General features: G+C 68.3%; 23 protein-coding genes. 8 read left to right on the top strand and 15 right to left on the bottom strand.

Annotation, left to right across the window (positions count from 1 at the left end; genetic code table 11):
• Nucleotides 1–135 precede the first annotated feature (135 nt).
• The 4 genes from OC372_RS02745 (at nucleotide 136) to OC372_RS02730 (ending at nucleotide 3,677) form a co-directional block, all read left to right on the top strand.
• A complete protein-coding gene (locus OC372_RS02745; protein WP_029263529.1) occupies nucleotides 136–417 on the top strand; it encodes a hypothetical protein in 282 nt (93 codons plus the stop codon).
• Nucleotides 418–481: 64 nt separating this feature from the next.
• On the top strand, nucleotides 482–1,561 hold the full coding sequence (locus OC372_RS02740) for a GNAT family N-acetyltransferase (RefSeq protein ID WP_262000863.1): 1,080 nt from the start codon (nucleotides 482–484) through the stop codon (nucleotides 1,559–1,561).
• 101 nt (nucleotides 1,562–1,662) lie between these two features.
• Complete coding sequence (locus OC372_RS02735) at nucleotides 1,663–2,358, top strand: ABC transporter ATP-binding protein (protein WP_262000862.1); 696 nt, start codon at nucleotides 1,663–1,665, stop codon at nucleotides 2,356–2,358.
• Nucleotides 2,355–3,677: an FtsX-like permease family protein gene (locus OC372_RS02730; protein WP_262000861.1), complete on the top strand. Its 1,323-nt coding sequence runs from the start codon at nucleotides 2,355–2,357 to the stop codon at nucleotides 3,675–3,677. Before OC372_RS02735 ends, OC372_RS02730 begins: the two co-directional genes overlap by 4 nt.
• Nucleotides 3,678–3,716: 39 nt before the next feature.
• On the opposite strand, the gene mutM is transcribed toward OC372_RS02730, so the two are convergent.
• From mutM to OC372_RS02700, 6 genes are all read right to left on the bottom strand, one after another.
• Complete coding sequence (gene mutM, locus OC372_RS02725; protein ID WP_262000860.1) at nucleotides 3,717–4,580, bottom strand: bifunctional DNA-formamidopyrimidine glycosylase/DNA-(apurinic or apyrimidinic site) lyase; 864 nt, start codon at nucleotides 4,578–4,580, stop codon at nucleotides 3,717–3,719.
• Nucleotides 4,573–5,265: a ribonuclease III gene (gene rnc / locus OC372_RS02720; RefSeq protein ID WP_262000859.1), complete on the bottom strand. Its 693-nt coding sequence runs from the start codon at nucleotides 5,263–5,265 to the stop codon at nucleotides 4,573–4,575. The genes mutM and rnc overlap by 8 nt, the downstream gene beginning before the upstream one ends.
• 10 nt (nucleotides 5,266–5,275) lie before the next feature.
• Complete coding sequence (gene rpmF / locus OC372_RS02715; protein WP_017830754.1) at nucleotides 5,276–5,485, bottom strand: 50S ribosomal protein L32; 210 nt, start codon at nucleotides 5,483–5,485, stop codon at nucleotides 5,276–5,278.
• A gap of 2 nt (nucleotides 5,486–5,487) precedes the next feature.
• Nucleotides 5,488–6,036, bottom strand: a complete 549-nt coding sequence (locus tag OC372_RS02710) for a YceD family protein (RefSeq protein WP_262001225.1) — start codon at nucleotides 6,034–6,036, stop codon at nucleotides 5,488–5,490.
• Nucleotides 6,037–6,105: 69 nt separating this feature from the next.
• Entirely contained in the window at nucleotides 6,106–6,603 is a 498-nt protein-coding gene (coaD, locus tag OC372_RS02705) for a pantetheine-phosphate adenylyltransferase (protein WP_029263537.1), read from the bottom strand.
• Nucleotides 6,604–6,630: 27 nt separating this feature from the next.
• Nucleotides 6,631–8,805, bottom strand: coding sequence for an ATP-dependent DNA helicase RecG (locus OC372_RS02700; protein ID WP_262000858.1), 2,175 nt, complete (start codon nucleotides 8,803–8,805; stop codon nucleotides 6,631–6,633).
• Nucleotides 8,806–8,866: 61 nt separating this feature from the next.
• On the opposite strand from OC372_RS02700, the gene rsmD reads away from it, so the two are divergent.
• Entirely contained in the window at nucleotides 8,867–9,481 is a 615-nt protein-coding gene (gene rsmD / locus OC372_RS02695; RefSeq protein ID WP_262000857.1) for a 16S rRNA (guanine(966)-N(2))-methyltransferase RsmD, read from the top strand.
• Here rsmD and thiL read toward each other — a convergent pair.
• Nucleotides 9,451–10,446, bottom strand: coding sequence for a thiamine-phosphate kinase (thiL, locus tag OC372_RS02690; protein ID WP_262000856.1), 996 nt, complete (start codon nucleotides 10,444–10,446; stop codon nucleotides 9,451–9,453). The two genes, rsmD and thiL, sit on opposite strands and share 31 nt — an antisense overlap.
• 23 nt (nucleotides 10,447–10,469) lie before the next feature.
• Between thiL and OC372_RS02685 the strand changes: the two genes are divergently transcribed.
• Nucleotides 10,470–10,955, top strand: a complete 486-nt coding sequence (locus OC372_RS02685; protein WP_262000855.1) for a DUF3515 domain-containing protein — start codon at nucleotides 10,470–10,472, stop codon at nucleotides 10,953–10,955.
• 20 nt (nucleotides 10,956–10,975) lie between these two features.
• On the opposite strand, the gene OC372_RS02680 is transcribed toward OC372_RS02685, so the two are convergent.
• The 6 genes from OC372_RS02680 to leuC all read right to left on the bottom strand — a co-directional run bounded on the left by OC372_RS02680 (nucleotide 10,976) and on the right by leuC (nucleotide 17,327).
• Nucleotides 10,976–12,058, bottom strand: a complete 1,083-nt coding sequence (locus OC372_RS02680; RefSeq protein ID WP_262000854.1) for a D-alanine--D-alanine ligase family protein — start codon at nucleotides 12,056–12,058, stop codon at nucleotides 10,976–10,978.
• The gene (locus OC372_RS02675; protein WP_029263543.1) at nucleotides 11,964–13,097 is read right to left on the bottom strand and encodes an NAD(P)H-dependent glycerol-3-phosphate dehydrogenase; all 1,134 of its coding nucleotides are present in this window, start codon (nucleotides 13,095–13,097) and stop codon (nucleotides 11,964–11,966) included. Before OC372_RS02675 ends, OC372_RS02680 begins: the two co-directional genes overlap by 95 nt.
• Complete coding sequence (locus OC372_RS02670; protein WP_029263544.1) at nucleotides 13,087–13,851, bottom strand: lysophospholipid acyltransferase family protein; 765 nt, start codon at nucleotides 13,849–13,851, stop codon at nucleotides 13,087–13,089. Before OC372_RS02670 ends, OC372_RS02675 begins: the two co-directional genes overlap by 11 nt.
• Nucleotides 13,848–15,215: a UDP-N-acetylglucosamine 1-carboxyvinyltransferase gene (gene murA, locus OC372_RS02665; RefSeq protein ID WP_029263545.1), complete on the bottom strand. Its 1,368-nt coding sequence runs from the start codon at nucleotides 15,213–15,215 to the stop codon at nucleotides 13,848–13,850. The genes OC372_RS02670 and murA overlap by 4 nt, the downstream gene beginning before the upstream one ends.
• Nucleotides 15,216–15,281: 66 nt before the next feature.
• Nucleotides 15,282–15,878 (bottom strand): 3-isopropylmalate dehydratase small subunit, encoded by a 597-nt coding sequence (gene leuD / locus OC372_RS02660; protein WP_105709836.1) that lies wholly within the window; start codon nucleotides 15,876–15,878, stop codon nucleotides 15,282–15,284.
• A 3-nt stretch (nucleotides 15,879–15,881) separates the two neighbouring features.
• A complete protein-coding gene (gene leuC, locus OC372_RS02655; protein ID WP_262000853.1) occupies nucleotides 15,882–17,327 on the bottom strand; it encodes a 3-isopropylmalate dehydratase large subunit in 1,446 nt (481 codons plus the stop codon).
• A gap of 190 nt (nucleotides 17,328–17,517) precedes the next feature.
• On the opposite strand from leuC, the gene OC372_RS02650 reads away from it, so the two are divergent.
• On the top strand, nucleotides 17,518–18,813 hold the full coding sequence (locus OC372_RS02650) for an O-acetylhomoserine aminocarboxypropyltransferase/cysteine synthase family protein (RefSeq protein WP_029263548.1): 1,296 nt from the start codon (nucleotides 17,518–17,520) through the stop codon (nucleotides 18,811–18,813).
• Entirely contained in the window at nucleotides 18,810–20,123 is a 1,314-nt protein-coding gene (locus tag OC372_RS02645) for an LLM class flavin-dependent oxidoreductase (protein WP_262000852.1), read from the top strand. Before OC372_RS02650 ends, OC372_RS02645 begins: the two co-directional genes overlap by 4 nt.
• 19 nt (nucleotides 20,124–20,142) lie before the next feature.
• On the opposite strand, the gene OC372_RS02640 is transcribed toward OC372_RS02645, so the two are convergent.
• Together OC372_RS02640 and OC372_RS02635 are read right to left on the bottom strand one after the other, a co-directional pair.
• Nucleotides 20,143–20,640: a DUF427 domain-containing protein gene (locus OC372_RS02640; protein ID WP_262000851.1), complete on the bottom strand. Its 498-nt coding sequence runs from the start codon at nucleotides 20,638–20,640 to the stop codon at nucleotides 20,143–20,145.
• A gap of 110 nt (nucleotides 20,641–20,750) precedes the next feature.
• Nucleotides 20,751–21,755, bottom strand: a complete 1,005-nt coding sequence (locus tag OC372_RS02635; protein ID WP_029263551.1) for a TerC/Alx family metal homeostasis membrane protein — start codon at nucleotides 21,753–21,755, stop codon at nucleotides 20,751–20,753.
• Between the last annotated feature and the right edge of the window lie 213 nt (nucleotides 21,756–21,968).

Genomic DNA, 21,968 nt, shown 5'->3' with positions numbered 1-21,968 from the left:
ATCTCGCCGCCTTCGGCTCCCACGCTCCGTGGTCCGAGGAGCCGCCGTCGTCCGCGCCTCTGGCGGCCATGCTCGCCATCGAGGTGCGACGTCTCCTGCACACGCACGCCCACTTCCCTTTCGAAGGACTCTCTCGTGAATACCACGTTGCGCCGCAACATCACCCACCCGCCCGATACCGAGGACCGCGAGGTCTTCCAGATCCCCCGCGACGATGAGCTCCGCCGTTTGGCGCTCACGGATCGCCTCTCTCTCCGGATCGGCCTCTGGCTGCTCCAACGGTCTCAGCGCCCGCGTCGGCAACGCCGCGCCGTCCACATCGAGTCGGCGGAGCTGCTGATCTCCGAGCAACGTCGCCGCGCCGAACATGAGCTGGGCGTCCTCACGGCCTTCGCCCTGCAGCGCGGTATCCGCTGATTCCGTCGCCCGAGGGACGCCGAGTCCCACATCCCTCTTGAACCCACACCAGTAAGGACCTGACATGACCATCCCTGAACCGACAATCACGCCGTTGATCATCCCGACCTCGATCGATGACGACACGGCGGCGGAGTTCCGGGCGTACGGCGAACTCAACCGCCAGATCTGCGACGAGCAGGTCGGACTTCCGGGCCTCGCCCTGGAGGCGGCGCAGGTTCTGCCCGGCTGGCAGGACGACACCGACTCGCTGGACCGCGGCTTCGTCGCCCGTGTCGACGGTGAGATCGTCGGCATGGCGACGATCTCCTTCGCGCAGGAGGAGGAAGCGAACGCCGGCGAGATCGACATGCTCGTGCCGGAGGCGCACTGGGGTCATGGCATCGAGAACGCGCTGCTCGCGCGCGCCGAGGAGGAGGCCAGATCGCGCGGTCGCACCGTTCTTCAGCTGTGGAGCCTGCACCGGCCGGAAGAGACCGAGCGCATGCTCGTGCCGAGGACCGGGTGGGGCCGCGTGCCGGCCACGCCCCTGAGCGATCTGGCCGAATCCGCCGGATACACGCTCGAGCAGGTCGAGCGGAACAGCGAGTTCGATCTGCGCTCCGACCCGGCGCTCCTGCGCACGGCGCTGGCGGAGGCGAACGCTCATGCCGGTTCGGAGTACCGGATCGTGGAGTGGATGCTGCCGACGCCGCCGGAACTGCGCGCGGCATACGCCGGCATCCTCGCACGCCTGTCGACAGACGCCCCGAGCGGGGAGATGGACTTCGTCGCCGAGGTGTGGGACGCCGATCGTGTCGCACGGCGGGATGGGCGAATCGCCGACTCCGGACGTGTCGTCTCGGTCGCCGCCGTGCAGCACGTCCCCACCGGCGACATCGTCGCCTACAACGAGCTGCTGATCGGGACCGATCACACGGGCGTCACCCATCAGTACGGAACCCTGGTGTCGAAGGACCACCGCGGTCATCGGCTCGGGACGATCGTGAAGTGCGCGAACCTGCTGCGGTGGCAGGCACTGATGCCCGAGTCGCCCGTCGTCTCCACGTTCAACGCGGAGGAGAACCGCCCGATGCTCAGCATCAACGAGAAGATCGGCTTCCGGCCGGTATCGTATGCCGGCGGGTGGCAGAAGAAGCTCTGAGGCACGTGCGGGCCCGATCTCATTCTCCGGGATGAGGTCGGGCCCGCTCCGTCATCCGCCGGATCGACGACATCGGGTGTTCTGCTGACGAGAGTGGAAACATGAACATCCCCGTGATCGAAGCCCATGCCCTGACCAAGACCTTCGGGATGACACGCGCCCTCGCCGGAGTCGATCTCGCGATCCATCGCGGTGAGTCCGTCGCGATCATGGGCGCCTCAGGTTCCGGCAAGACGACCCTGCTGCATGTACTGGCCGGAATCACCACGCCGGATGCGGGCAGCGTTGTCTTCCGGCCGACTGAAGGCGCTCCCATCGAGGTCACCGCGCTCGGTGAATCCGCGCGGTCGCGACTGCGCCGCGAGAGGTTCGGCTTCGTCTTCCAGCAGGGGCTGCTCATCCCGGAGCTGACGGCAGTGGAGAACGTCGCGCTGGCGTCGATGATCAACGGCATCCGACGTCAGGATGCCATCCAGCATTCGGCGTCGTGGCTCGCCGCCCTCGGTCTCGCGGGTATGGAGGATCGCCGGATCGGCGAGCTCTCCGGCGGTCAGGCGCAGCGCGTCGCCATCGCCCGCGCGCAGGCCACGGGCGCGGAGCTCGTCTTCGCCGACGAGCCGACCGGTGCTCTCGACTCGCACACGTCGTCCGAGGTCATGGATGCCCTGCTGTGGTCGACCACCGCCCAGGGCCGGACCCTCGTCGTGGTCACCCATGACCCCGAGGTGGCCAGTCGCTGCACCCGCACGGTCGCCGTCCGCGACGGACGAATCGTCTCTTCGGCGGTGGCCGCGTGAACCGGCACGTCCTCGCTCTGCTGCTGCGCCCCGCGCCAGAGCAGAACAGCGTGCTCGCCCTTCCCGTCGTGGCGTTCGGCGTGGTGACCACACTGGTGTTGACCGTGATCGGAGGCGCCCAGTCATTCTGGGGCTGGACGGACCCTGAGGCCCCCATCTATCAGGCGCTCGCCGCCATCGCGCTCGTCCTCCTGGTCGTCCCGCTGATGTCGCTCGGCGGGGCAGCGGCGCGGCTCTCCGCCCGTCGCCGGGACGAGCGCCTCTCGACCCTGCGGTTGCTCGGAGTCTCTCCGGGAGGTGTCACGGTCGCGACCGTCGCCGAATCCGTTCTCGTCGCCGCGGCCGGAGCACTCGCCGGTGTCGTCGGGCACGTCGCGCTGAGTCCGCTCATCGGACTGATCCCGTTCCGCGGCGAAGCTCTCGGGTTCGGTGCGGTCGTGCTGCCTCCGGCCCAGATCGCCGTGGTGCTCGTTGGCGTGCTCGTCCTCGCTTCGGCGAGTGCGGTCGTCGGGCTCCGTCGCGTGGTGATCTCGCCCCTCGGGGTCCGCACCCGTGCGACGACAACCAACGTGCACTGGATCCGCGCATTGATCGCCGCGGGCACCATCGCGATCGCGGTCGTGCTCATCAAGGTCTTCCCGTCCATCGGCGGGCTGGTCACCACCATCGTCGTGCTGGCCGGACTGTTCGGTGCCGCGCTCGCGGTGCTCAACGTCGTGGGCCCGTGGGTCCTCAAGGTGTCGGCATCGCGACAGCTTCGCCGGGCCGAACAGCCGGAGCGGCTGCTCGCCGCGCGCGTGGTCCTGGATTCTCCCAAAGCCGCGTGGCGGCAGGTCGGTGGCATCGCGATGGCGAGCTTCATGGCCGTCTTCGCCGGAACGGGCGTGGCACTGATGAACGTGATGACCGGATCGGAGGCGGCCGAGGCCGACATCGCCCTGGCCACCGATATCCGCACGGGTCTCGTCATCACCCTGATCGGGTCGTTCCTCATGGTGGCGGCATCCGTCGGCGTGAACCAGGCGTCCGACGTGCTCGACCAGCGCGAGCTGCACCGCAGCCTCCACCACCTGGGCATGCCGCTGGAGACCGTGGACCGTGCCCGGAGACGCGCGATCATGTCCCCGCTGCTGGTCACGGCGATCGGCTCAGCCCTGGTCGCGGCCGTCCTCGTGATCCCCCTGCTCGGCATCGCACTGATCACGGCGCCGCTCTCGCTCCTCACGATCGCGGCGGTGGTCGCCGTCGGGATCGGGATCGTCTGGGCGACCACGTGGGCCACGCGTCCGCTGCTGCGGGGAGCGTTCCAGACCGCATGACCGGCCGCGACGCCGCCAGCTTGCCCGTTCCCGTGCAGGTCAGCGGCGTCGCTGGCAGGACGGGCAGAAATGCGAGCCCCTGTTCATGAAGCTCTCGCGCACGATGGCGGTTCCGCAGCGCGGGCACGGCTTGCCCTGCCGGCCGTACGCGTTGAGAGAGTGGGCGAAGTAGCCCGCCTGACCGTTGACGTTGACGTACTGCGCGTCGAAACTGGTTCCGCCCTCCGCCAGGGCCTTCGCGAGCACGATCCGCACTTCCACCAGCAGTCGGCGCACAGCCTGCGTGGACAGGTGGTCGGCAGGTGTCTCCGGATGGATGCGCGCAGCCCAGAGAGACTCATCAGCGTAGATGTTGCCGATCCCGCTCACGACGCCCTGGTCGAGGAGAACACGCTTGATCGCGCTTCCCCGCCGTGCGAGCGCGACACGGAAGGCGCGATCATCGAAGGAGGGATCGAGAGGATCGCGCGCGATGTGCGCGACCTGCGTGGGGATCCGCGATCCGTCGTCATCGAGCAGCGCATCGACGGCGAGCGAGCCGAACGTCCGCTGATCCGCGAACACGATCGCGAGCTCGCCGTGCAGGGGATGCTCGATGCCGATGCGGATCCGTTCATGACGTTCCGCGTCGGCATTCGGAGTCCGCAGCAGCATCTGACCACTCATACCGAGGTGCGCGATCAGGGCGGAATCCTCGTCGTCGAGAGGGAGCCAGAGGAACTTGCCCCGGCGGGATGCGGCAGTGAAGGTTCGGCCTTCGAGCCTGCCGACGAAATCCGCGGCCCCGGCGACATGCCGCGTGAGCGCACGCTCGTCGAACACGCTCACCGACGTGATGACCGATCCGACCGCAGCCGGTTCGAGACCGGCGCGGACGACCTCGACCTCAGGAAGCTCAGGCACGCTCGCTGAGCGTGCGCCAGGCACTGAGGGCCGCCGCCATCTCTGCGGTCTTCTTGCTGCTGCCGTGGCCGATCATGCTGACGTCGCCGACCGATACCGTGGCGGTGAAGCGGCGGTCGTGATCCGGGCCGCTCGCCTCGACCGAATACTGCGGCGGTGTCGCGCCGACACGGGCAGCGAGCTCCTGCAGACTGGTCTTCGGGTCCATCGCCGCGCCGTAGCGCTCCGGATCCGCGAGCAGAGGCTCCGTCAGACGAAGCACGAGCGCTGTGGCGGCCTCAGGACCCGCCGACAGGTACGTGGCACCGATCACGGCTTCCATCGTGTCCGCCAGGATCGAGTCCTTGTCGCGACCACCGGTCTGCTCCTCACCGCGCCCCAGCAGCAGATGGCTGCCGAGGTCGATGCCGCGAGCCACTTCCGCAAGAGCGACAGTGGACACGACGCTCGCACGCCGCTTCGCCAGCTCGCCCTCGTCGAGGTCGGGGTGCGTGGTGAAGAGCATCACGGTCACGGCCTGACCCAAGACCGAATCACCGAGGAACTCCAGGCGCTCGTTGTGCGGGATCCCGCCGTGCTCATACGCGTAAGAGCGGTGAGTGAGGGCCAACTCCAGAAGCTCCGCGTCGATATCGACGCGGAGCTTATCTGGGAGAGGCCTCGTCCCCCCGGGGACCTCCGTCACGGTACGCGACTCAGACGTCGGCGACCTTGCGGCCCTTGTACTCGAGGAAGAGCTCGGTGCCCTGGGAATCGGTGACGACCTTGGCCTGGTGAGGACGGCTGTAGACGACCTGACCGTTCTCGATGGTCTTCACGAGGGCGACGGGAGCCGCCTTCCACTGCGCGCGACGCGAGCGGGTGTTCGAACGGGAAACCTTGCGCTTCGGGGGGTTACCAGCCATGACTAGCTCTCTTCTTTCTCGGCGGCACGAGATTCTTCCGTGCCGTCTTGGTCTGTGATGTTCTGGAGCGCACTCCACCGAGGATCGATGGGAGCCACCTGCTCCGTTCCGGTGCTCACGGCCAGTCGTTCACCCGTTTTCGGATCGAGACCCGGGCAATCCGGCTGACACACCGGCTGAAAAGGAAGCGACAATACGGCCGCATCCCTGACGAGAGTTTCAAGATCCACGTGGTCGTCTTGAACCTCGAAGTCAGTTTCTTCCTCACCAGGATACGCGAAAAGCTCCTGGAACTCGACTTCGACGGGCCGGGCGATGTCGATCAGGCATCTGCCGCACACGCCGACGTACTCCGCGTCGGCCGTTCCGGAGACCAGAATGCCCTCGTGGACCGACTCCAGACGCACATCGAGATCGATGTGCGAGCCCGCTTCGAAGGTGACGATGCCCTCCCCCCAGGTCTCTTTGAGAGCCACGGTGAACTCGTGTTCCCGCATCTCTCCCGGACGTCGGACGATGTCACGGACGGGGAGCACGAAAGGGCCGTTCATTCGAGAGCGCACGGTTCCATGCTACTCGGCTGCACCTGCGGCCGGGCTGACCGTCGCCCCGAGGAGGACTCAGATCCCGCGTCCACCGGTGTCGAGGAAGTCTGCCACCGCAGGCGGAACGAACGGTGTCACGTCGCCGCCGAGCGAGGCGACCTGACGTACCAGCGAGCTCGAGACCATCGCGTGCGACGGATCCGGCAGGAGGAACACGGTCTCGATGTCGGCGAGGTGGCGGTTGACGATCGCCATCGGCGACTCGTAGGCGACGTCGATCTGTGAGCGGATGCCCTTCACGAGGACCCCGGCGCCGACATCGCGGGCATAGTCCACGAGCAGTCCCATGCTCCACGAGCCGATCACGATGTTGCCCGGCATGCCGTCTTCGGCGATCGAACGCTCGAGGAGGGAGAGCCGCTGTGCGATCGGGAGCATCGCCTCTTTACCGGGATTGTGCACCACCAGCACGTGCAGCTCGTCATAGAGGGCTGCTGCCCGGCGGATCACGTCGAGATGACCCAGGGTCGGCGGATCGAAGGAACCCGGGACGACGGCGATCCGGCTGCTCATGCCACCAGCCTAGGGCAGGAACCGAACTCAGTTCTTCGCGAGCGCCGCTCGATCCTCATCGGTCACGCGCCGAGCGATGGCTTCGCGAAGACCGGGGTGCTGCTGGAGCATCGGGTCGTCCGTGAGGATCTTCTCGGCCACCTCGCGGGCACGCGTGATGAGGGCTGCATCCTTGACGACACGCAGCAGCTTGAGCGACGAGCGGACGCCGGCCTGTGCGGCACCGAGCACATCGCCCTCACCCCGCAGCTCGAGATCGACCTCGGCGAGGGCGAATCCGTCGAGCGTCGCTGCCACAGCGTCGACACGGTCCCGAGCGAGGGAGCCGGACTCCGCCTCGGTGACCAGGAGGCAGAGTCCGGGAACGCCACCCCGGCCCACGCGTCCGCGCAGTTGGTGCAGCTGGGAGACACCGAAGCGATCGGCGTCGAGCACGATCATCGTGGAGGCGTTGGGGACGTCCACGCCGACCTCGATCACGGTGGTGGCCAGCAGCAGATCGATCTCGCCGCGGGCGAAGGCCTGCATGACGGCATCCTTCTCGTCCGACGGCATCCGACCATGCAGCACGGCGCGACGGATCCCACCGAGAGTGGGATGGGTCGCGAGAGCCTCGTCGAGCTGCACCACGCCCCACCGGGGACCGGACGCGCCCTCGGGGACCAACGCGGAGGGCTCAGCCGCTTCTGCGGTCTTCTTCGTCGTGTCGATCGCGGCGCAGACCGCGAACACCTGCCGCCCCTGGGCGATCTCCTCTGCGGCGCGCTCCCAGACGCGGTTGAACCATCCGGGGTGCTCTGCCAGCGGCGCGACGAACGACTCGATGCCCGCACGTCCGGCCGGCATCGTGCGGATAACGGATGTGTCGAGGTCGCCGAACACGGTCATCGCGACCGTTCGCGGGATGGGCGTCGCCGTGAGCACCAGCGCGTGCGGACTCGACCCCTTCGCGCGGAGCGCTTCCCGTTGCTCGACCCCGAAGCGGTGCTGCTCGTCGACCACCACGAGGCCGAGGTCGGCGAAGGTCGTCTTCTCGCCCAGCAGCGCATGCGTGCCGACGACGATGAGCGACTGACCCGAGGCCACCCGGAGCGCCGCCTTTCGTCGCTCCGCGGCCGGAAGCTGGCCGGTGAGCAGCGTCGGCATCAGCAGCGGCGCGAGATCGGGACCGAGCATCTTCGCGATCGAGCGCAGATGCTGTCCGGCCAGCACCTCGGTCGGTGCGATCAGCGCGGCCTGCCCGCCGCTCTCGGCCACCTGCAGCATCGCCCGCAGCGCCACCAGCGTCTTGCCGGAACCGACCTCGCCCTGGACGAGCCGGTTCATCGGCCACGACCCGACGAGGTCTGCGGCGATCTGCGCCCCGACGGTCTCCTGATCGGGCGTGAGCGTGTACGGCATCGCGGCGTCGAACCGCTCGAGGAGGCCTCCCGGCCCCGCGGGCCGCGACGTGGCGGAGAGCGCGCGCACCGCGTCACGCTGCTGCAGGAGCGCGGTCTGCAGCGTGAGCGCCTCATGCATCCGGAGGGTGCGAACGGCCGGATCGATGTCGTTGCGCGTGCGTGGGCGATGGATCCGCTCCAGCGCCTCGTCGGCCGTGAGCAGTTCCTCGCGCTCCCTGATCTCGGCCGTCAGCGGGTCGGGCACCTCGACGAGGTCGTCCAGCACCCGTCCGATGAGGCGGGCGATCTGCCACGTCTGGATCGCCGAGGTCGCCGGGTAGATCGGGATCGGAACCGCCGCACGCGCATCCGCGCTGCGCCGGGCGGAATCCTCATCGTCGAACAGCTCGTACTCGGGATGCGCGAACTGCGTGACGCCGTTGAACTCCCCCACCTTGCCGGAGAAGACTCCGCGGCGGCCGACCGCGAGGTCTTTGGAACGCCACTCCGCCGCACCGACGTTCTTCGCGAAGAACGTGAGGGACATCCGTCCGATTCCATCGCCGATGACCACGTCGACCATCGCGCCCGGCCGATTGCGCATCCGTCGGAAGCTCGAGGACAGGACCTCGGCGACGATGGTCACAGTCTCGCCGAGGGGGAGGTCGCGGATCGGTGTCAGTTCGCCCGGATCGGCGTAGCGACGCGGATAGTGCGAGAGCAGGTCGCCCACGTTCTGCATGCCGAAAGCTCGTCCGAGCGTCTTGGCAGACGCCGCACCGAGCGCATCCTCCAACGAGGAATCGAGCGTGAGCGACATGCTCCGAGTCTAGGGAACGCGACCGACACCGCCGGCACCCGGGCTGTCGTATCGTGAAGAGGTGACGAGGATCATCGCAGGCGCCGCCAGAGGCGCACGCCTGGAAGTGCCGGGTGTCGGCACGCGACCGACCAGCGACCGGGTGCGGGAATCGCTCTTCGGCGCACTGGAGGCGCTGAGCGCCATCGACGGCGCGCGCGTTCTCGACCTGTATGCCGGTTCCGGCGCCCTGGGCCTCGAGGCGCTGAGCAGGGGCGCCGTCAGCGCGGATCTCGTCGAGCGAGGCCGGCAGGCGGCAGCCATCGTCCGCCGCAACGCCGCCGTCGTCGCCAAGGCCGCAGGCCGGTCGGCCGGTCGGGTGCACGAGGGCGCGGTCCATACTTACCTGCAGCGCGCGGCCGGGCCCTTCGACCTGGTCTTCACCGACCCGCCCTACGATCTCGACGATGCGGCCATGACAGCCGACCTCGTCGCCCTCGCCCCACTGCTCTCTCCGGACGCGGTCGTCGTCGTCGAACGAGCGCGCCGCGCGACTCCTCCCGACTTCGGTGCCGCCGGTCTGGAGCTGTTCCGCGAGAAGTCCTACGGTGACACGACGCTCTGGTGGGCGGAGCCGGCGGCCGACGAGGGTTCGTCAGCGGACGATCAGCCCGAGACCGAATCCCAGTCCCGATAGGGATCCCATCCGCTGATGTCGACCGGAAGGCCGTCGCACAGCAGATCCTCGTCTGCGCTCGGGATGACCCGTCCGATCACGCGGAACCCCGGCGGGAGCACGCCTTCGGGGAAAGTGGCGAGCAGCGCGTGGTCCTCTCCCCCGGCGATCGCACGCTCCGGATCAGCGCCCAGCGCCGCGCGGTCGAGAGCGATGGTGACCCCGGACGCGGCCGCCATCCGGCGGGCATCGAGAGCGAGCCCGTCGGAGATGTCCATCATCGCGGTCGCACCGGCCGTCGCTGCCACCGCGCCGAGACCGATCGGGGGCGACGGGCGCAGCTGGGCGGCCAGCGCAGCGGACTCGCCGGCCGCCAGCTTCGCGACGTCGACCGGCACGGGCGCATCGCCGTCACGGAAACGTCCGAACAGCACGGCGAGTCCGTGTGCAGCGTTGCCCAGCTCACCGGCGACCGCGACGACGTCCCCGGGACGAGCGCCGTCGCGGGTGACCGGAGCCCGACCCTCGAGATCCCCGAGCGCCGTCACCGCGATGGTCAGCACATCCGACACCGTGAGGTCTCCGCCGACCACGGCGCAGCCCGGCGCCAGCGCGTCACACGCGTCACGGAAGCCGTCAGCGAGACGCTCGACGAAGGAGAGACGCAGATCCCGGGGAACAGCCAGTGCGACGAGAAGAGCCGTCGGACGCGCCCCCATCGCCGCGACGTCCGCGAGGTTCACGGCCGCGGCCTTCCAACCGAGGTCGTAACCGCTGGACCACGCGAGACGGAAGTCCGGCCCGTGCACGAGCGTGTCGGTCGTCGCCACCACGCTGCCCGATGGCGTCGCGATCACGGCGGCATCGTCCCCCGGCCCGACGAGGGTATGCGCGGCCGGCGCGGTGCGGGTGAGGATCGCCTGCAGGATGCGTCCTTCGGAGACATCGCCCAGGCGCGGATCATCGGCTTCGGGTCGGGAGGGCATGCTGTCAAAGGTAGCCTGGAAGCATGCTCCGTTCCCGTCGCCTCGCTGCCCTCGCAGGCGCGGCGATCCTCTCCGCCGTCCTCGCCGGATGCTCCACGACCGTGCACCTCGAACCGGCCGACGATGCGAACGATCCGGCGTGTGCCTCGGTCTCGGTGCTGCTGCCGGACAGCGTCGCCGGGTTCGACCGGGTGTGGACGGATGCCCAGGCCACCGGCGCGTGGGGAGAACCCACCACGGTCGCGCTGCGCTGCGGTGTCGAGCCGCCGGCCCCCTCCGCACTCGTCTGCACCACGCTCGGCGGCGTCGACTGGCTGGTCCTCGAGCAGGAGGAGGAGCGGCAGCGCCTCGTCACCTACGGGCGCGACCCCGCGGTCGAGGTCAACATCCGTCGCGGCGAGCAGATCGACTTCCAATCCATCGTGGACTCGATCTCCACGAGCATTCAGTCAGGACTGGCGCCGGCGACGGCGAAGTGCACCGACCGCGTCGAGTTCCCCGCGAGCTGACCGCAGGAGGCGCGCCGGCGTCAGCGCCGCAGACCCGCCTCGACGAGCTCGGTGATCAGTTCGCCGTAGCTCAGGCCGGACGCCACCCAGCACTTCGGGAACATCGAGATCGGGGTGAAGCCCGGCATCGTGTTGAGTTCATTGACCACGAGGATGCCCTCGGGGGTCAGGAACATGTCGACGCGGGCGAGCCCCCGGCCGTCGACGGCCTCGAACGCGCGGAGGCCCGCCTCCTGGATCGCCGCCGTCTCCGCTTCGGTCAACTCGGCCGGGCAGATGACGTCGACGCCGTCGCCCCCGAGGTACTTGCCCTCGAAGTCATAGAATCCCCGCGAGGTGAGGACGACTTCTCCCGGGAGGGAGGCGCGCACCCCTTCCGCGGTCTCGAGCACGGCGACCTCGATCTCACGGCCGCTCACTCCGGTCTCGATGAGCACCTTGTCGTCTTCGGCGAACGCCACAGCCAGCGCAGCGTCGAGTTCGTCAGCGACCTCGACCTTGGACACGCCGACGCTCGAGCCCGCACGAGCAGGCTTCACGAACAGCGGCAGGCCGAGGGCGGCGGCGCGTACGCGGACGTCCGCCGCGTCCCGCTCCCAGTCCGCACGGCGCACGGTCACCCAGGGCGCCACCGAGATGCCGGCGGCCTGCAGAGCGATCTTCATGAAGTGCTTGTCCATGCACAGCGCGGAGTCGAGGACGCCGCCGCCGGCGTAGGGCACCTCGAGGGTGTCGAAGTACCCCTGGATGGTGCCGTCCTCGCCGTGCTGACCGTGCAGGATCGGGAGCACGACGTCGACGGCACCGAGGCCGACGACGGAGCCGTCGACCTGCACGACGCGCAACGTGCGGTCGCCGCCCGGTTCGGGCCACAGAACACGCGTGCCGTTGTCGACGACCTCAGGAAGGTGCGCGGCGTCCAGCGGGAACTTCGCGGGATCATCGTCCTCCAGGACGAACGCCCCCTCGCGGGTGATCCCCACCGGGATCACCGAGTAGCGGTCGCGATCAATCGCGCCCAGCACGCCCCCCGCCGTTGCGGAACTGATCGAATGCTCGCTGGAGCGCCCGCCGAAGAGCACCACCACCGTCTGCTTGTCCATGATTGGTCCTCTCACCCTGCGGGGTGTCGTCGTCCGTCGTCAGGTGGGGTGCGATGTCTCTCGGATCCATCTTGCCGTCGAGCACCATCTTCACCTGCTCGACGATGGGCATGTCGACCTCGGCCTCGCGTGCGAGCTGCAGGATCGGCGCGACCGATGCCAGCCCCTCCGCCGTCTGCTGCATCTGCTTCACGACGTCCTGGAAGCTGTATCCCTGGCCGAGCAGACGCCCGGCCGTATTGTTGCGGCTCAGCGGCGACTGGCAGGTGGCGATCAGGTCTCCGAGGCCGGCGAGTCCCTGCAACGTCTCCGGGTGTGCACCGTTCGCCACGGCGAAGTCCGTCATCTCGACGAGGCCGCGGGTGATGATCGAGGCCTTGGTGTTCTCGCCGTAGCCGACGCCGTCGACGATGCCGATGGCGACCGCGATCAGATTCTTGAGAACGCCACCGAACTCGGTGCCGATCACGTCGGTGTTCACGAACGTGCGGAAGTAGCTGTTCCGCGCGGCGCGCGCGACGGTGTCCGCCGTCTCCTGGCTCCGCGAGGAGATCACGGCAGCGGTCGGCTGCTCACGAGCGATCTCCAACGCGAGGTTCGGACCGGACGCGACCGCGATACGGTCGGGGTCGCAGCGAAGCTCCTGGTGGATCACCTGGCTCATGCGCAAGCCGGTGCCGCGCTCGACGCCCTTCATCAGACTGATGATCTTCGCGTCGCTGTCGGCGAGCAGCGGGCGCAGCGCCTTCAGGTTCTCGCGGAGCGACTGGCTCGGCACCGAGAGGTAGACCTGTTCGACGCCCTCGAGTGACGTCGCGAGCTCGTGAGTGGCCGACATCGTGCGTGGGAGGTTGATGCCGGGCAGATACCGGGAGTTGCGCTTGGCCTCGTTGATCTCCTGCGCGAGCTCGGGTCGTCGGGCCCACATCGTCACCTGGGCGCCGCCGTCGGCGAGGATCTTTCCGAAGGTGGTTCCCCAGCTGCCCGAGCCGATGACCGTGGCCCGGGGGCCTACCGGAGCGGTTCTCTTAGGAGTCAAGGCGTCCGGTCTCCTTCTGGCCGTGGCTCGCGGGGTTCCATCGCTCCGCGGGTGCCTTCTCGTCACGCAGCTCCTCCAGGAGCGCCGTGATCGCGTTCATCAGTCGGTTCGATGCCTCGGTGAGGGCCGCCGGCTCCCCGGCGCGGTCCCGCAGATCGGAGACATCGACGGGATCGCCGATGATCACTCGCACGGGCTTGCGCAGCGGCCAGAGGCTGAGGCCCTTCTGATAGCGCCCCATGATCGCCTGCGTACCCCACTGCGCCATCGGGATCAGGGGGATGCCGTCGGCGAGGGCCAGACGCACCGCGCCGGACTTGCCGCGCATCGGCCACAGGTCGGGATCACGCGTGAGAGTGCCCTCGGGATACACGATCACTCCGCGCCCGTGCTCCACCAGCTCTTCCGACTGCTTCATCGTCTGGCGAGCCGAACTGGCGGACGAGGTGCGCGCGACCGGGATCATCCCCGTGCGATGCAGGAACCACCCGAGGACGGGAACCTTGAACAGGCTCTCCTTGGCCATGAACCGCGGCGCCCGACCCGCGCGCCACACGGCGACCGCGACGATGAGCGGATCGAATTCGGAGTAGTGGTTCGGCGCCAGGATGAACGACCCGTGCTGCGGGAGCTTCTCGGCGCCGGTGACCCGGATCTTCGCGATCAGCGAGACGGGCGGGATCACCAGCGCCGCGAGCGGCCAGAAGATGCTCGGCCGCGTCGTCTCGGATGACCGGGACGTCACCTCGGTCACCGGATGACGTCGAAGTCGGCGCCGAGCGCGTCGAGCTTGGCGAGGAACTTCTCGTAGCCGCGGCTGAGGATATCCACACCCGACACCTGCGACTCGCCGGTGGCGGTCAACGCCGCGATGATGTGGCTGTATCCGCCGCGGAGGTCGGGAACCACGATGTCGGCGCCATGCAGCGGCGTCGGCCCCGTGATGACGGCAGCCTGCTCCAGGTCGCGGCGGGGAACGCGGCGGGGCCCGTCCTGCAGACCGCGGGGGTGCACGACGATGTCGGCACCCATCTTGACCAGCGCGTCCGTGAAGCCCATCCGGTTCTCATACACGGTCTCGTGCACGACGCTACGGCCGTGCGCCTGCGTCAGTGCGACCACGAGGGGCTGCTGCCAGTCGGTCATGAAGCCGGGGTGCACGTCGGTCTCGATGACGACGGGCTTGATGTCACCGTCACGACGGAAGAGGATGCCGTCTTCCTGGATATCGAACCAGCCGCCCGCCTTGCGGAAGATGTTGAGGAACGTCAGCATCTCCTGCTGCTTGGCACCGCCGACGAAGATCTCGCCGTCGGTGGCCAGAGCCGCGGATGCCCACGAGGCCGCCTCGTTGCGGTCGAAGATCGACCGGTGGTCGTAGCCGCGGAGCTTCTCGACGCCCTCGATGACGATGACGCGGTTCGGCTCGTAGGAGATGATCGCGCCCATCTTCTGCAGGACCGCGATCAGGTCCATGATCTCGGGCTCGATGGCGGCGTTGCGCAGCTCCGTCACGCCCTCGGCGCGGACCGCGGTGAGCAGCACCTGCTCCGTGGCGCCGACACTCGGGTACGGGAGGTGGATGTTCGCACCGTGCAGGCGGCTTCCGCCCGTCGAGAGGCGGATGCCACTGGGGAGCTTCTCGACGATGGCGCCGAACTTGCGGAGCGCATCCAGGTGGAAGTCGATAGGGCGGTCGCCGATACGGCATCCACCCAGGTCGGGGATGAACGCCTGACCGAGACGGTGCAGGAGCGGCCCGCAGAAGAGGATCGGAATGCGGGAGGCGCCGGCGTGGGCGTCGATCTCCTCGAAGTGGGCCGACTCGACATCACTCGGGTCGAAGACGAGCGAGCCGGGCTCATCGCCCTCGCTGACGCGCACACCGTGTACCTCGAGCAGCGAGCGCACGACGGCGACATCGCTGATCGCCGGCACATCGCGCAGGGTGCTCACGGTCTCGCCGAGGAGCGAGGCGACCATGGCCTTGGTGGCCAGGTTCTTCGCCCCCTTGACGTCGACGCGACCGCGAAGCGGGCGTCCGCCTCGAATGGCGAGGACGTCTCCGGTGAGTGCAGGGACTCCGTCCGGGAGAGCGTCGCGCACAGGTGTCGTCATTCGGAGCCTCACTTCATTTACGGATTTCGGGGGCGGGTTGCCCCTGGGCTCCCCCGCCCCCGCCGTTTACTGAACGGGAAGGGTTCGGGGCCGCCACGACTCGCGACGGGCCTCGAACTGCGCGATCTTGTCTTCGTTGCGCAGCGTGAGCCCGATGTCATCGAGCCCTTCGAGGAGCCGCCATCTAGTGTAATCGTCGATCCCGATCTCGGCCTGGACGTCACCGATCGACGCGCTGCGCGCCTCGAGGTCGACCGTCATCCGTGCCCCGGGATTCCGGTCGATCTCCGCCCAGATCCGCTCGAGATCCTCTTCCGAGATCGTCGCCGCGAGAAGGCCCTGCTTGCCCGAGTTCCCGCGGAAGATGTCGGCGAAGCGCGGACTGAGGACCACTTTGAATCCGAAGTCGCGCAATGCCCACACGGCGTGCTCACGGCTGGATCCGGTACCGAAGTCCGAACCGGCGACGAGGACGGACGCGCCCTGGAATTCCGGCTGGTTGAGCACGAACTCCGGGTCCTGTCGCCAGCCGTGGAACAGAGCATCTTCGAAACCCGTCTTCGTGACGCGCTTCAAGAAGACAGCCGGGATGATCTGGTCAGTGTCGACGTTCGAGCGCTTCAGCGGTGCGGCGACGCCCGTGTGCGTGATGAACTTCTCCATGGGTCAGATCCCTTCCGTCAGGTCGCTCGGGCTGGACAGCGTGCCGCGGATCGCGGTCGCGGCGGCGACGAGCGGCGACACGAGGTGCGTGCGCCCTCCCTTGCCCTGCCGTCCTTCGAAGTTGCGGTTCGATGTGGAAGCACAGCGCTCGCCCGGTGCGAGCTGGTCGGGGTTCATGCCCAGACACATCGAGCATCCGGCGAAGCGCCATTCCGCTCCGAAGTCCGTGATGACCTTGTCGAGGCCCTCTGCCTCGGCCTCCAGGCGTACACGCGCCGACCCGGGGACGACCATGACGCGCACACCGTCGGCCTTCTTCTTGCCCTGGATGATCGATGCGAAGGCGCGCAGGTCCTCGATGCGGCTGTTGGTGCACGACCCCATGAACACGGCGTCGACCGGTACCTCCTTGAGGGGCGTCCCCGGCGTGAGGTCCATGTACTCCAGCGCACGCTCGGCGGCGGCCCGCTCGTTCGGATCGACGATCTCGGCGGGATTCGGCACCGAGGACGACAGCGAGCTGCCCTGACCGGGGTTGGTCCCCCAGGTCACGAACGGCTCGAGCTCGTCGGCGTCGATGAAGACCTCGGCGTCGAAGGTCGCGCCCTCGTCGGTCGGCAGGGTGCGCCAGTAGGCCACGGCCTCTTCCCAGTCCTGGCCCTTGGGGGCGTGTGGACGGCCCTCGAGATAGGCGAAGGTGGTCTCGTCGGGCGCGACCATGCCGGCCCGGGCTCCGGCCTCGATCGACATGTTACAGATCGTCATGCGCCCCTCCATGGAGAGGGCGCGGATGGCGCTGCCGCGATACTCGAGCACGTAGCCCTGACCGCCACCCGTGCCGATCTTCGCGATCACGGCGAGGATGATGTCCTTCGCGGTGACGCCGTCACGCAGAGTGCCCTCGACGTTGATCGCCATGGTCTTGAACGGCTTCAGCGGCAGTGTCTGCGTGGCCATGACGTGCTCGACCTCGCTGGTGCCGATGCCGAATGCCATCGCTCCGAACGCGCCGTGCGTCGAGGTGTGGGAATCCCCGCAGACCACCGTGATTCCGGGCATCGTGAGCCCGAGCTGGGGTCCGACGACATGCACGATGCCCTGTTCCGAATCACCGAGCGAGTGCAGACGCACCCCGAACTCCGCCGCGTTGCGGCGCAGCGTCTCGATCTGTGTGCGGCTGGTCAGATCGGCGATCGGCTTGTGGATCTCCAGCGTCGGGGTGTTGTGGTCCTCGGTCGCGATCGTCAGGTCGAGGCGGCGGAGCGGCCGCCCTTCGCTGCGGAGGCCGTCGAACGCCTGCGGGCTGGTGACCTCGTGCACGAGGTGCAGGTCGATGTAGATGAGGTCGGGTTCGCCGTTCTCGCCCTTGACGACGAGGTGGTCGTCCCAGACCTTCTCGGCGAGGGTCCTGCGGCGTGCGGAATCGGCACCGTTTGCGGGGGTGGTCATTGCGTGTCTCCTGAGGCTGGCGGTACGGCCCACGATGGACTCCGCGACGAGGAGGGGCTCTAGATCGAGGTCTCGTCGCGGCGCGTAAGAAGAAGGAGCACGGTCCGCATGACGTCAGATTACCACCGCTCGGACGCGCTCCGACCCGTCATGACACTCTGTTGAGCACCGAACGACCGAGAGGCACCGCATGACCGTCGACACCGCCCGCTTCGCCACCCGTGCGGTCCACGCGGCGAGAAGCCGTGAGACGGCCGCCTCGCGCGCGACCCCCATCTATCTGACGGCGGGGTTCGAGTTCGACGACTTCGACCATGCGGCCGACCACTTCAGCACCGGGGCGGGCTTCGGATACACGCGCACGGGCAACCCGACGGTTCGAGCCGTGGAGCGTCAGCTCGCGGCTCTGGAGTCCGGCGCGGACGCGGTGCTGGTCGCGAGCGGGCAGGCGGCGGTCGTGACCGCCCTGCTGACCGTCGTGGGCGCCGGCGACCACATCGTCTCCTCCACGCACATCTATGAGGGCACCCGAGGGCTCTTCCTCGACAACCTGGCTCGCCTCGACATCGAGACGACCTTCGTCGACGACATCGCCGATCCGGACGCCTGGCGGGCGGCGATCCGCCCGAACACCCGCGCGGTGTTCGCCGAGTCCGTCGCGAACGCGCGCAACGACGTGCTCGATATCCGCGCCATCAGCGACATCGCCGACGAGTTCGCGATCCCGCTGATCGTGGACAACACCCTGGCGACCCCGGCCCTGCTGCGTCCGATCGAGCACGGCGCGGCGATCGTCGTCCATTCCGCGTCGAAGTTCCTGGCCGGACACGGGTCGGTGCTCGGCGGCGTGATCGTCGACGACGGACGCTTCGACGCCGAGCACGCGGGCCACAATGCGCCGCACCTCGTGCTGCCGGGTCGCGGCGACGCGCCCAGTGTCTTCGCTCGCCACGGCGGCCGCGCACGCATCGCCTACGCGCGGGAGTCGGTGGCACCTCGCTTCGGGGCGTCTCCGTCGCCGCTCAACGCCTTCCTGATCGGCCAGGGCGTGGAGACGCTCGGCCTCCGCGTCGAGAGGCAGTCCCGCAACGCCCTCCAGATCGCGCAGTGGCTGGAACGGCACGACGCGGTCGAGAGCGTGGACTACGTCGGACTCCCCTCGCATCCTGACCACGAGATCGGCTCCCGCTACCTCGAAGGCGGATCGGGGTCGATCTTCACCTTCACCCTGCGTGGCGGGTTGCCCGCCGCACGACGGTTCGTCGAGGGCGTGCAGGTCTTCACGCACATGACGCACATCGGTGACGTCCGCTCTCTGGTGCTGCATCCGGCGACGACGAGTCACGCGCAGCGCACGGACGAAGAGCGCGAGGTTCTGGGGGTGCACCCCGGCACGCTGCGGGTGTCGATCGGCATCGAAGACGTCGATGATCTCGTCGCCGACCTCTCCCAGGTGCTGAACGCCGTGCGGGAGACGGTTGCATGAGCCGCCCCCAGCACTTCGGCTGGTTCCTGGCGCGCGGTTTCGGGCCGCAGGGCTGGGGCTATCCGGCTCTCGACTGGGATTACGACTGGACGCGCCCTGAGGTGTACCAGGACGCTGCCCGCACCCTCGAGCAGGCGGGCTTCGACCTGGTCATCATCGAGGACGCGCCGTCGTTGGGGTCGCCGTCGACGATCGATCTACGGGTCCGCCACGCCTTCGGGGGCCCCAAGCACGATCCACTCCTGCTCGCTCCGTATCTCTTCCAGGCGACGAGGCACCTGGGCGTGGTGCCGACGGTCAATCCGGCCGCGTACCTCCCCTACACCGCGGCGCGCCAGTTCGCGACGCTGCAGCATCTGAGCGGGCATCGGCTGGGTCTCAACGTCGTCACCGACACCGGCAGCGCACGACACTTCTCGGACACGCCGCAGCTCGGTCACGACGAGGCGTACGACCGCGCGGAGGAATGGCTCGCCGGAATCCGCGCGCTGTGGCACAGCTGGGACGACGGCGCACTCGTCGCCGACCGCGAGGCCGGCGTCTACGCCGACGGTGCGAAGCTGCAGCCCGTCCGGCACCGGGGCGAGCACTTCGCGTTCGACGGCCCGCTCAACGCCCTCCCGTTCACGGACGGAGATCCGGCGATCGTCTCCCCCGGTGGCTCCGGGCGCGGACTCGGGTTCGCCGGCGCGAACTCCGATGTGCAGCTCGCGCTGGCTCCGCTGAACGAGAAGTCCGTGCGCGACTACCGTGCCCGGGTGCACGAGGCGGCGATCGCGAAGGGGCGGCAGCCGGAGGACGTCAGGATCCTCTTCGCCATCCAGCCGGTGATCACCACATCGAGCGAGGAGGCGGACCGCATCGTCGCCGCCTCGGCCCATCCCGACGACGCCGCACTGGTGCAGATCGCCCGCAAGCAGTCCAGCGACCTCGAGACCGACCTCACGTCGCTCGACCTCGACAAGGCGCTGGACCTCTCGATCTTCGGCGCCCACGTCTCACGCGGGAGCATCCAGCGCCTGATCGGAGACCGCGGCGAGGACGCCCCGCTGCGCGCACATCTGACGGCGCTCGCCCGCACCGGCCGGATCACGGACCGCTCCGGCTTCGTCGGAACGGCCGAGGAGTTCGCCGACCTGGTCGAAGAGCTCGGCGAGTGGGGCAACGACGGCGTGCTGCTCTGGGGCGACTTCCATCCGGTCACCCTGCACCGCACACTCGATGAGCTCGTGCCCATCCTGCGCCGCCGCGGCATCCTCCGTCGCGCGTATGCGGACGGCGGTCTTCAGGAGAACCTGCGCGCGTTCTGATCGGCGATCCGGCCGACCGTCACCAGCCCAGGGAGCCGGGAACGCCTTTGAAGGGACCGACGACAGCCGAGGTGACCCACCCGCCGTAGAACCCACCCGGCTGCGGAACGGCGATCTCTTCCCCGACGGTGCACTCGTCCATCTGCGCCGCATACACGGCGACCCGGTCCATCAGCGCCTCGAAGCCGGGCGCCGGGTGCGGGTAGTTCCAGGCGGCCTCCTGACGCAGGGTTTCTCCACTGCGCACGTCGAAGTAGCGGGCAGCACCCTTGAACTCGCAGAAAGATCCGCCGGGGGCATCGACGAGTGCACCGGGGACGAAGTCGACGATCGGAAGGTAGTACACAGGAGGGTGACTGGTCTCCAGCACGCGCACCGCGCCACGGGTATCGGCGATCAGATGCCCGCCGAGGCGGATCGTGATGCGCTCGGCGACCGGTTCGACGCGCGGCGGCCTCGGGTAGTCCCAGACGGATTCCTGCCCGGGGGCCGGAGTGATCGGGCGAGGTCTGCGCATCTGCGCATCTTACGTCTCTCCGTTCAGATCATCGACCTCACGCGGGACGCCGCACCTCTGCGGTCAGACGAGCGAGACCCCGCTCCCGATCCGTCCATGCCGGCGTGGGCTCACTCGACGGTCGTGGTGGGTCGAGACGCCCGCTTCTCACGCGAGGAGGCGATGAGGCTCGCCACCGTGGCGATGGTCATCGAAGCCAGGATCACGCCGAGCGAGACCATGTTGCTGATGTCGGGCACCCACTCGACGTGCTGACCGCCGTTGATGAACGGTAGCTCGTTGACGTGCAGCGCGTGCAGGATCAGCTTGATGCCGATGAAGCCGAGGATCACGGCGATGCCGTAGTGCAGGTACCGGAGGCGATCGAGGAGGTCGCCCAGCAGGAAGTAGAGCTGGCGCAGACCCATGAGCGCGAAGATGTTGGCCGCGAAGACGAGGAAGCCGTTCGTGGTGATCTCGAAGATCGCCGGGATCGAGTCGATCGCGAAGATCAGATCGGTGACGCCGATCGTGATGAAGACGATCACCATGGGCGTCCACATGCGCTTGCCGTTCACCGTGGTGCGGATCTTCGATCCGTCGTACTCCTCGCTGATGTCGACGCGACGACGGAGCAGGCGCACGATGAAGTTCTCACGCTTGACCTCGCCCTCATGGTCGCCGTCGGGCATGGCCTGACGGATCGCCGTCCAGATGAGGAATGCGCCGAAGATGTAGAAGATCGGCGAGAAGTTCTCGACGATCGCCACACCGGCGAGGATGAAGAGGCCGCGCAGGATCAGCGCGATGATGATGCCCACCATGAGGACCTGCTGCTGCAGCCGCCGCGGCACGGCGAACTGGGCCATGATCAGGACGAACACGAACAGGTTGTCGATCGACAGGCTGTATTCGAGGGCCCAGCCGGTGATGAAGTCGCCGGCGTTCTGCCAGCCGCCGACGTTGCCCAGCAGAACCGCGAACAGCAGTGCCAGACCCACGTAGAAGACCACCCACAGGGTGGACTCCTTCGTCGAGGGGATGTGCGGCCGCAGCCGGATGAGGAGCAGGTCGGCGATCAGGATGATCGTGAGGACGACCATCGAGGTGATCTCGAACCAGACGGGGATTTCCAAGGGCGCACGGGCCTTTCGCGGAGGGGTCGGGAATCAGTCGAAAGTCTCTCCCCCGCACAGATGTGCGTCGCGCGCCCGGAGCAGCGATGACGGTGCTCGTGATGACGTTACGCGCGGATCCGGGATACTCCCTCTCGCCCGGGCAATGCTACCGGAGCCGCGGCATCGCGGGGAACAGCGATCGAGACGAATGCGGCGACCGGATCTGAGACG

This window comes from Microbacterium sp. Mcb102, assembly GCF_024519805.1.
Classification (GTDB): Bacteria; Actinomycetota; Actinomycetes; order Actinomycetales; family Microbacteriaceae; genus Microbacterium.
This window is presented reverse-complemented; position numbering and strand designations above follow the sequence as displayed.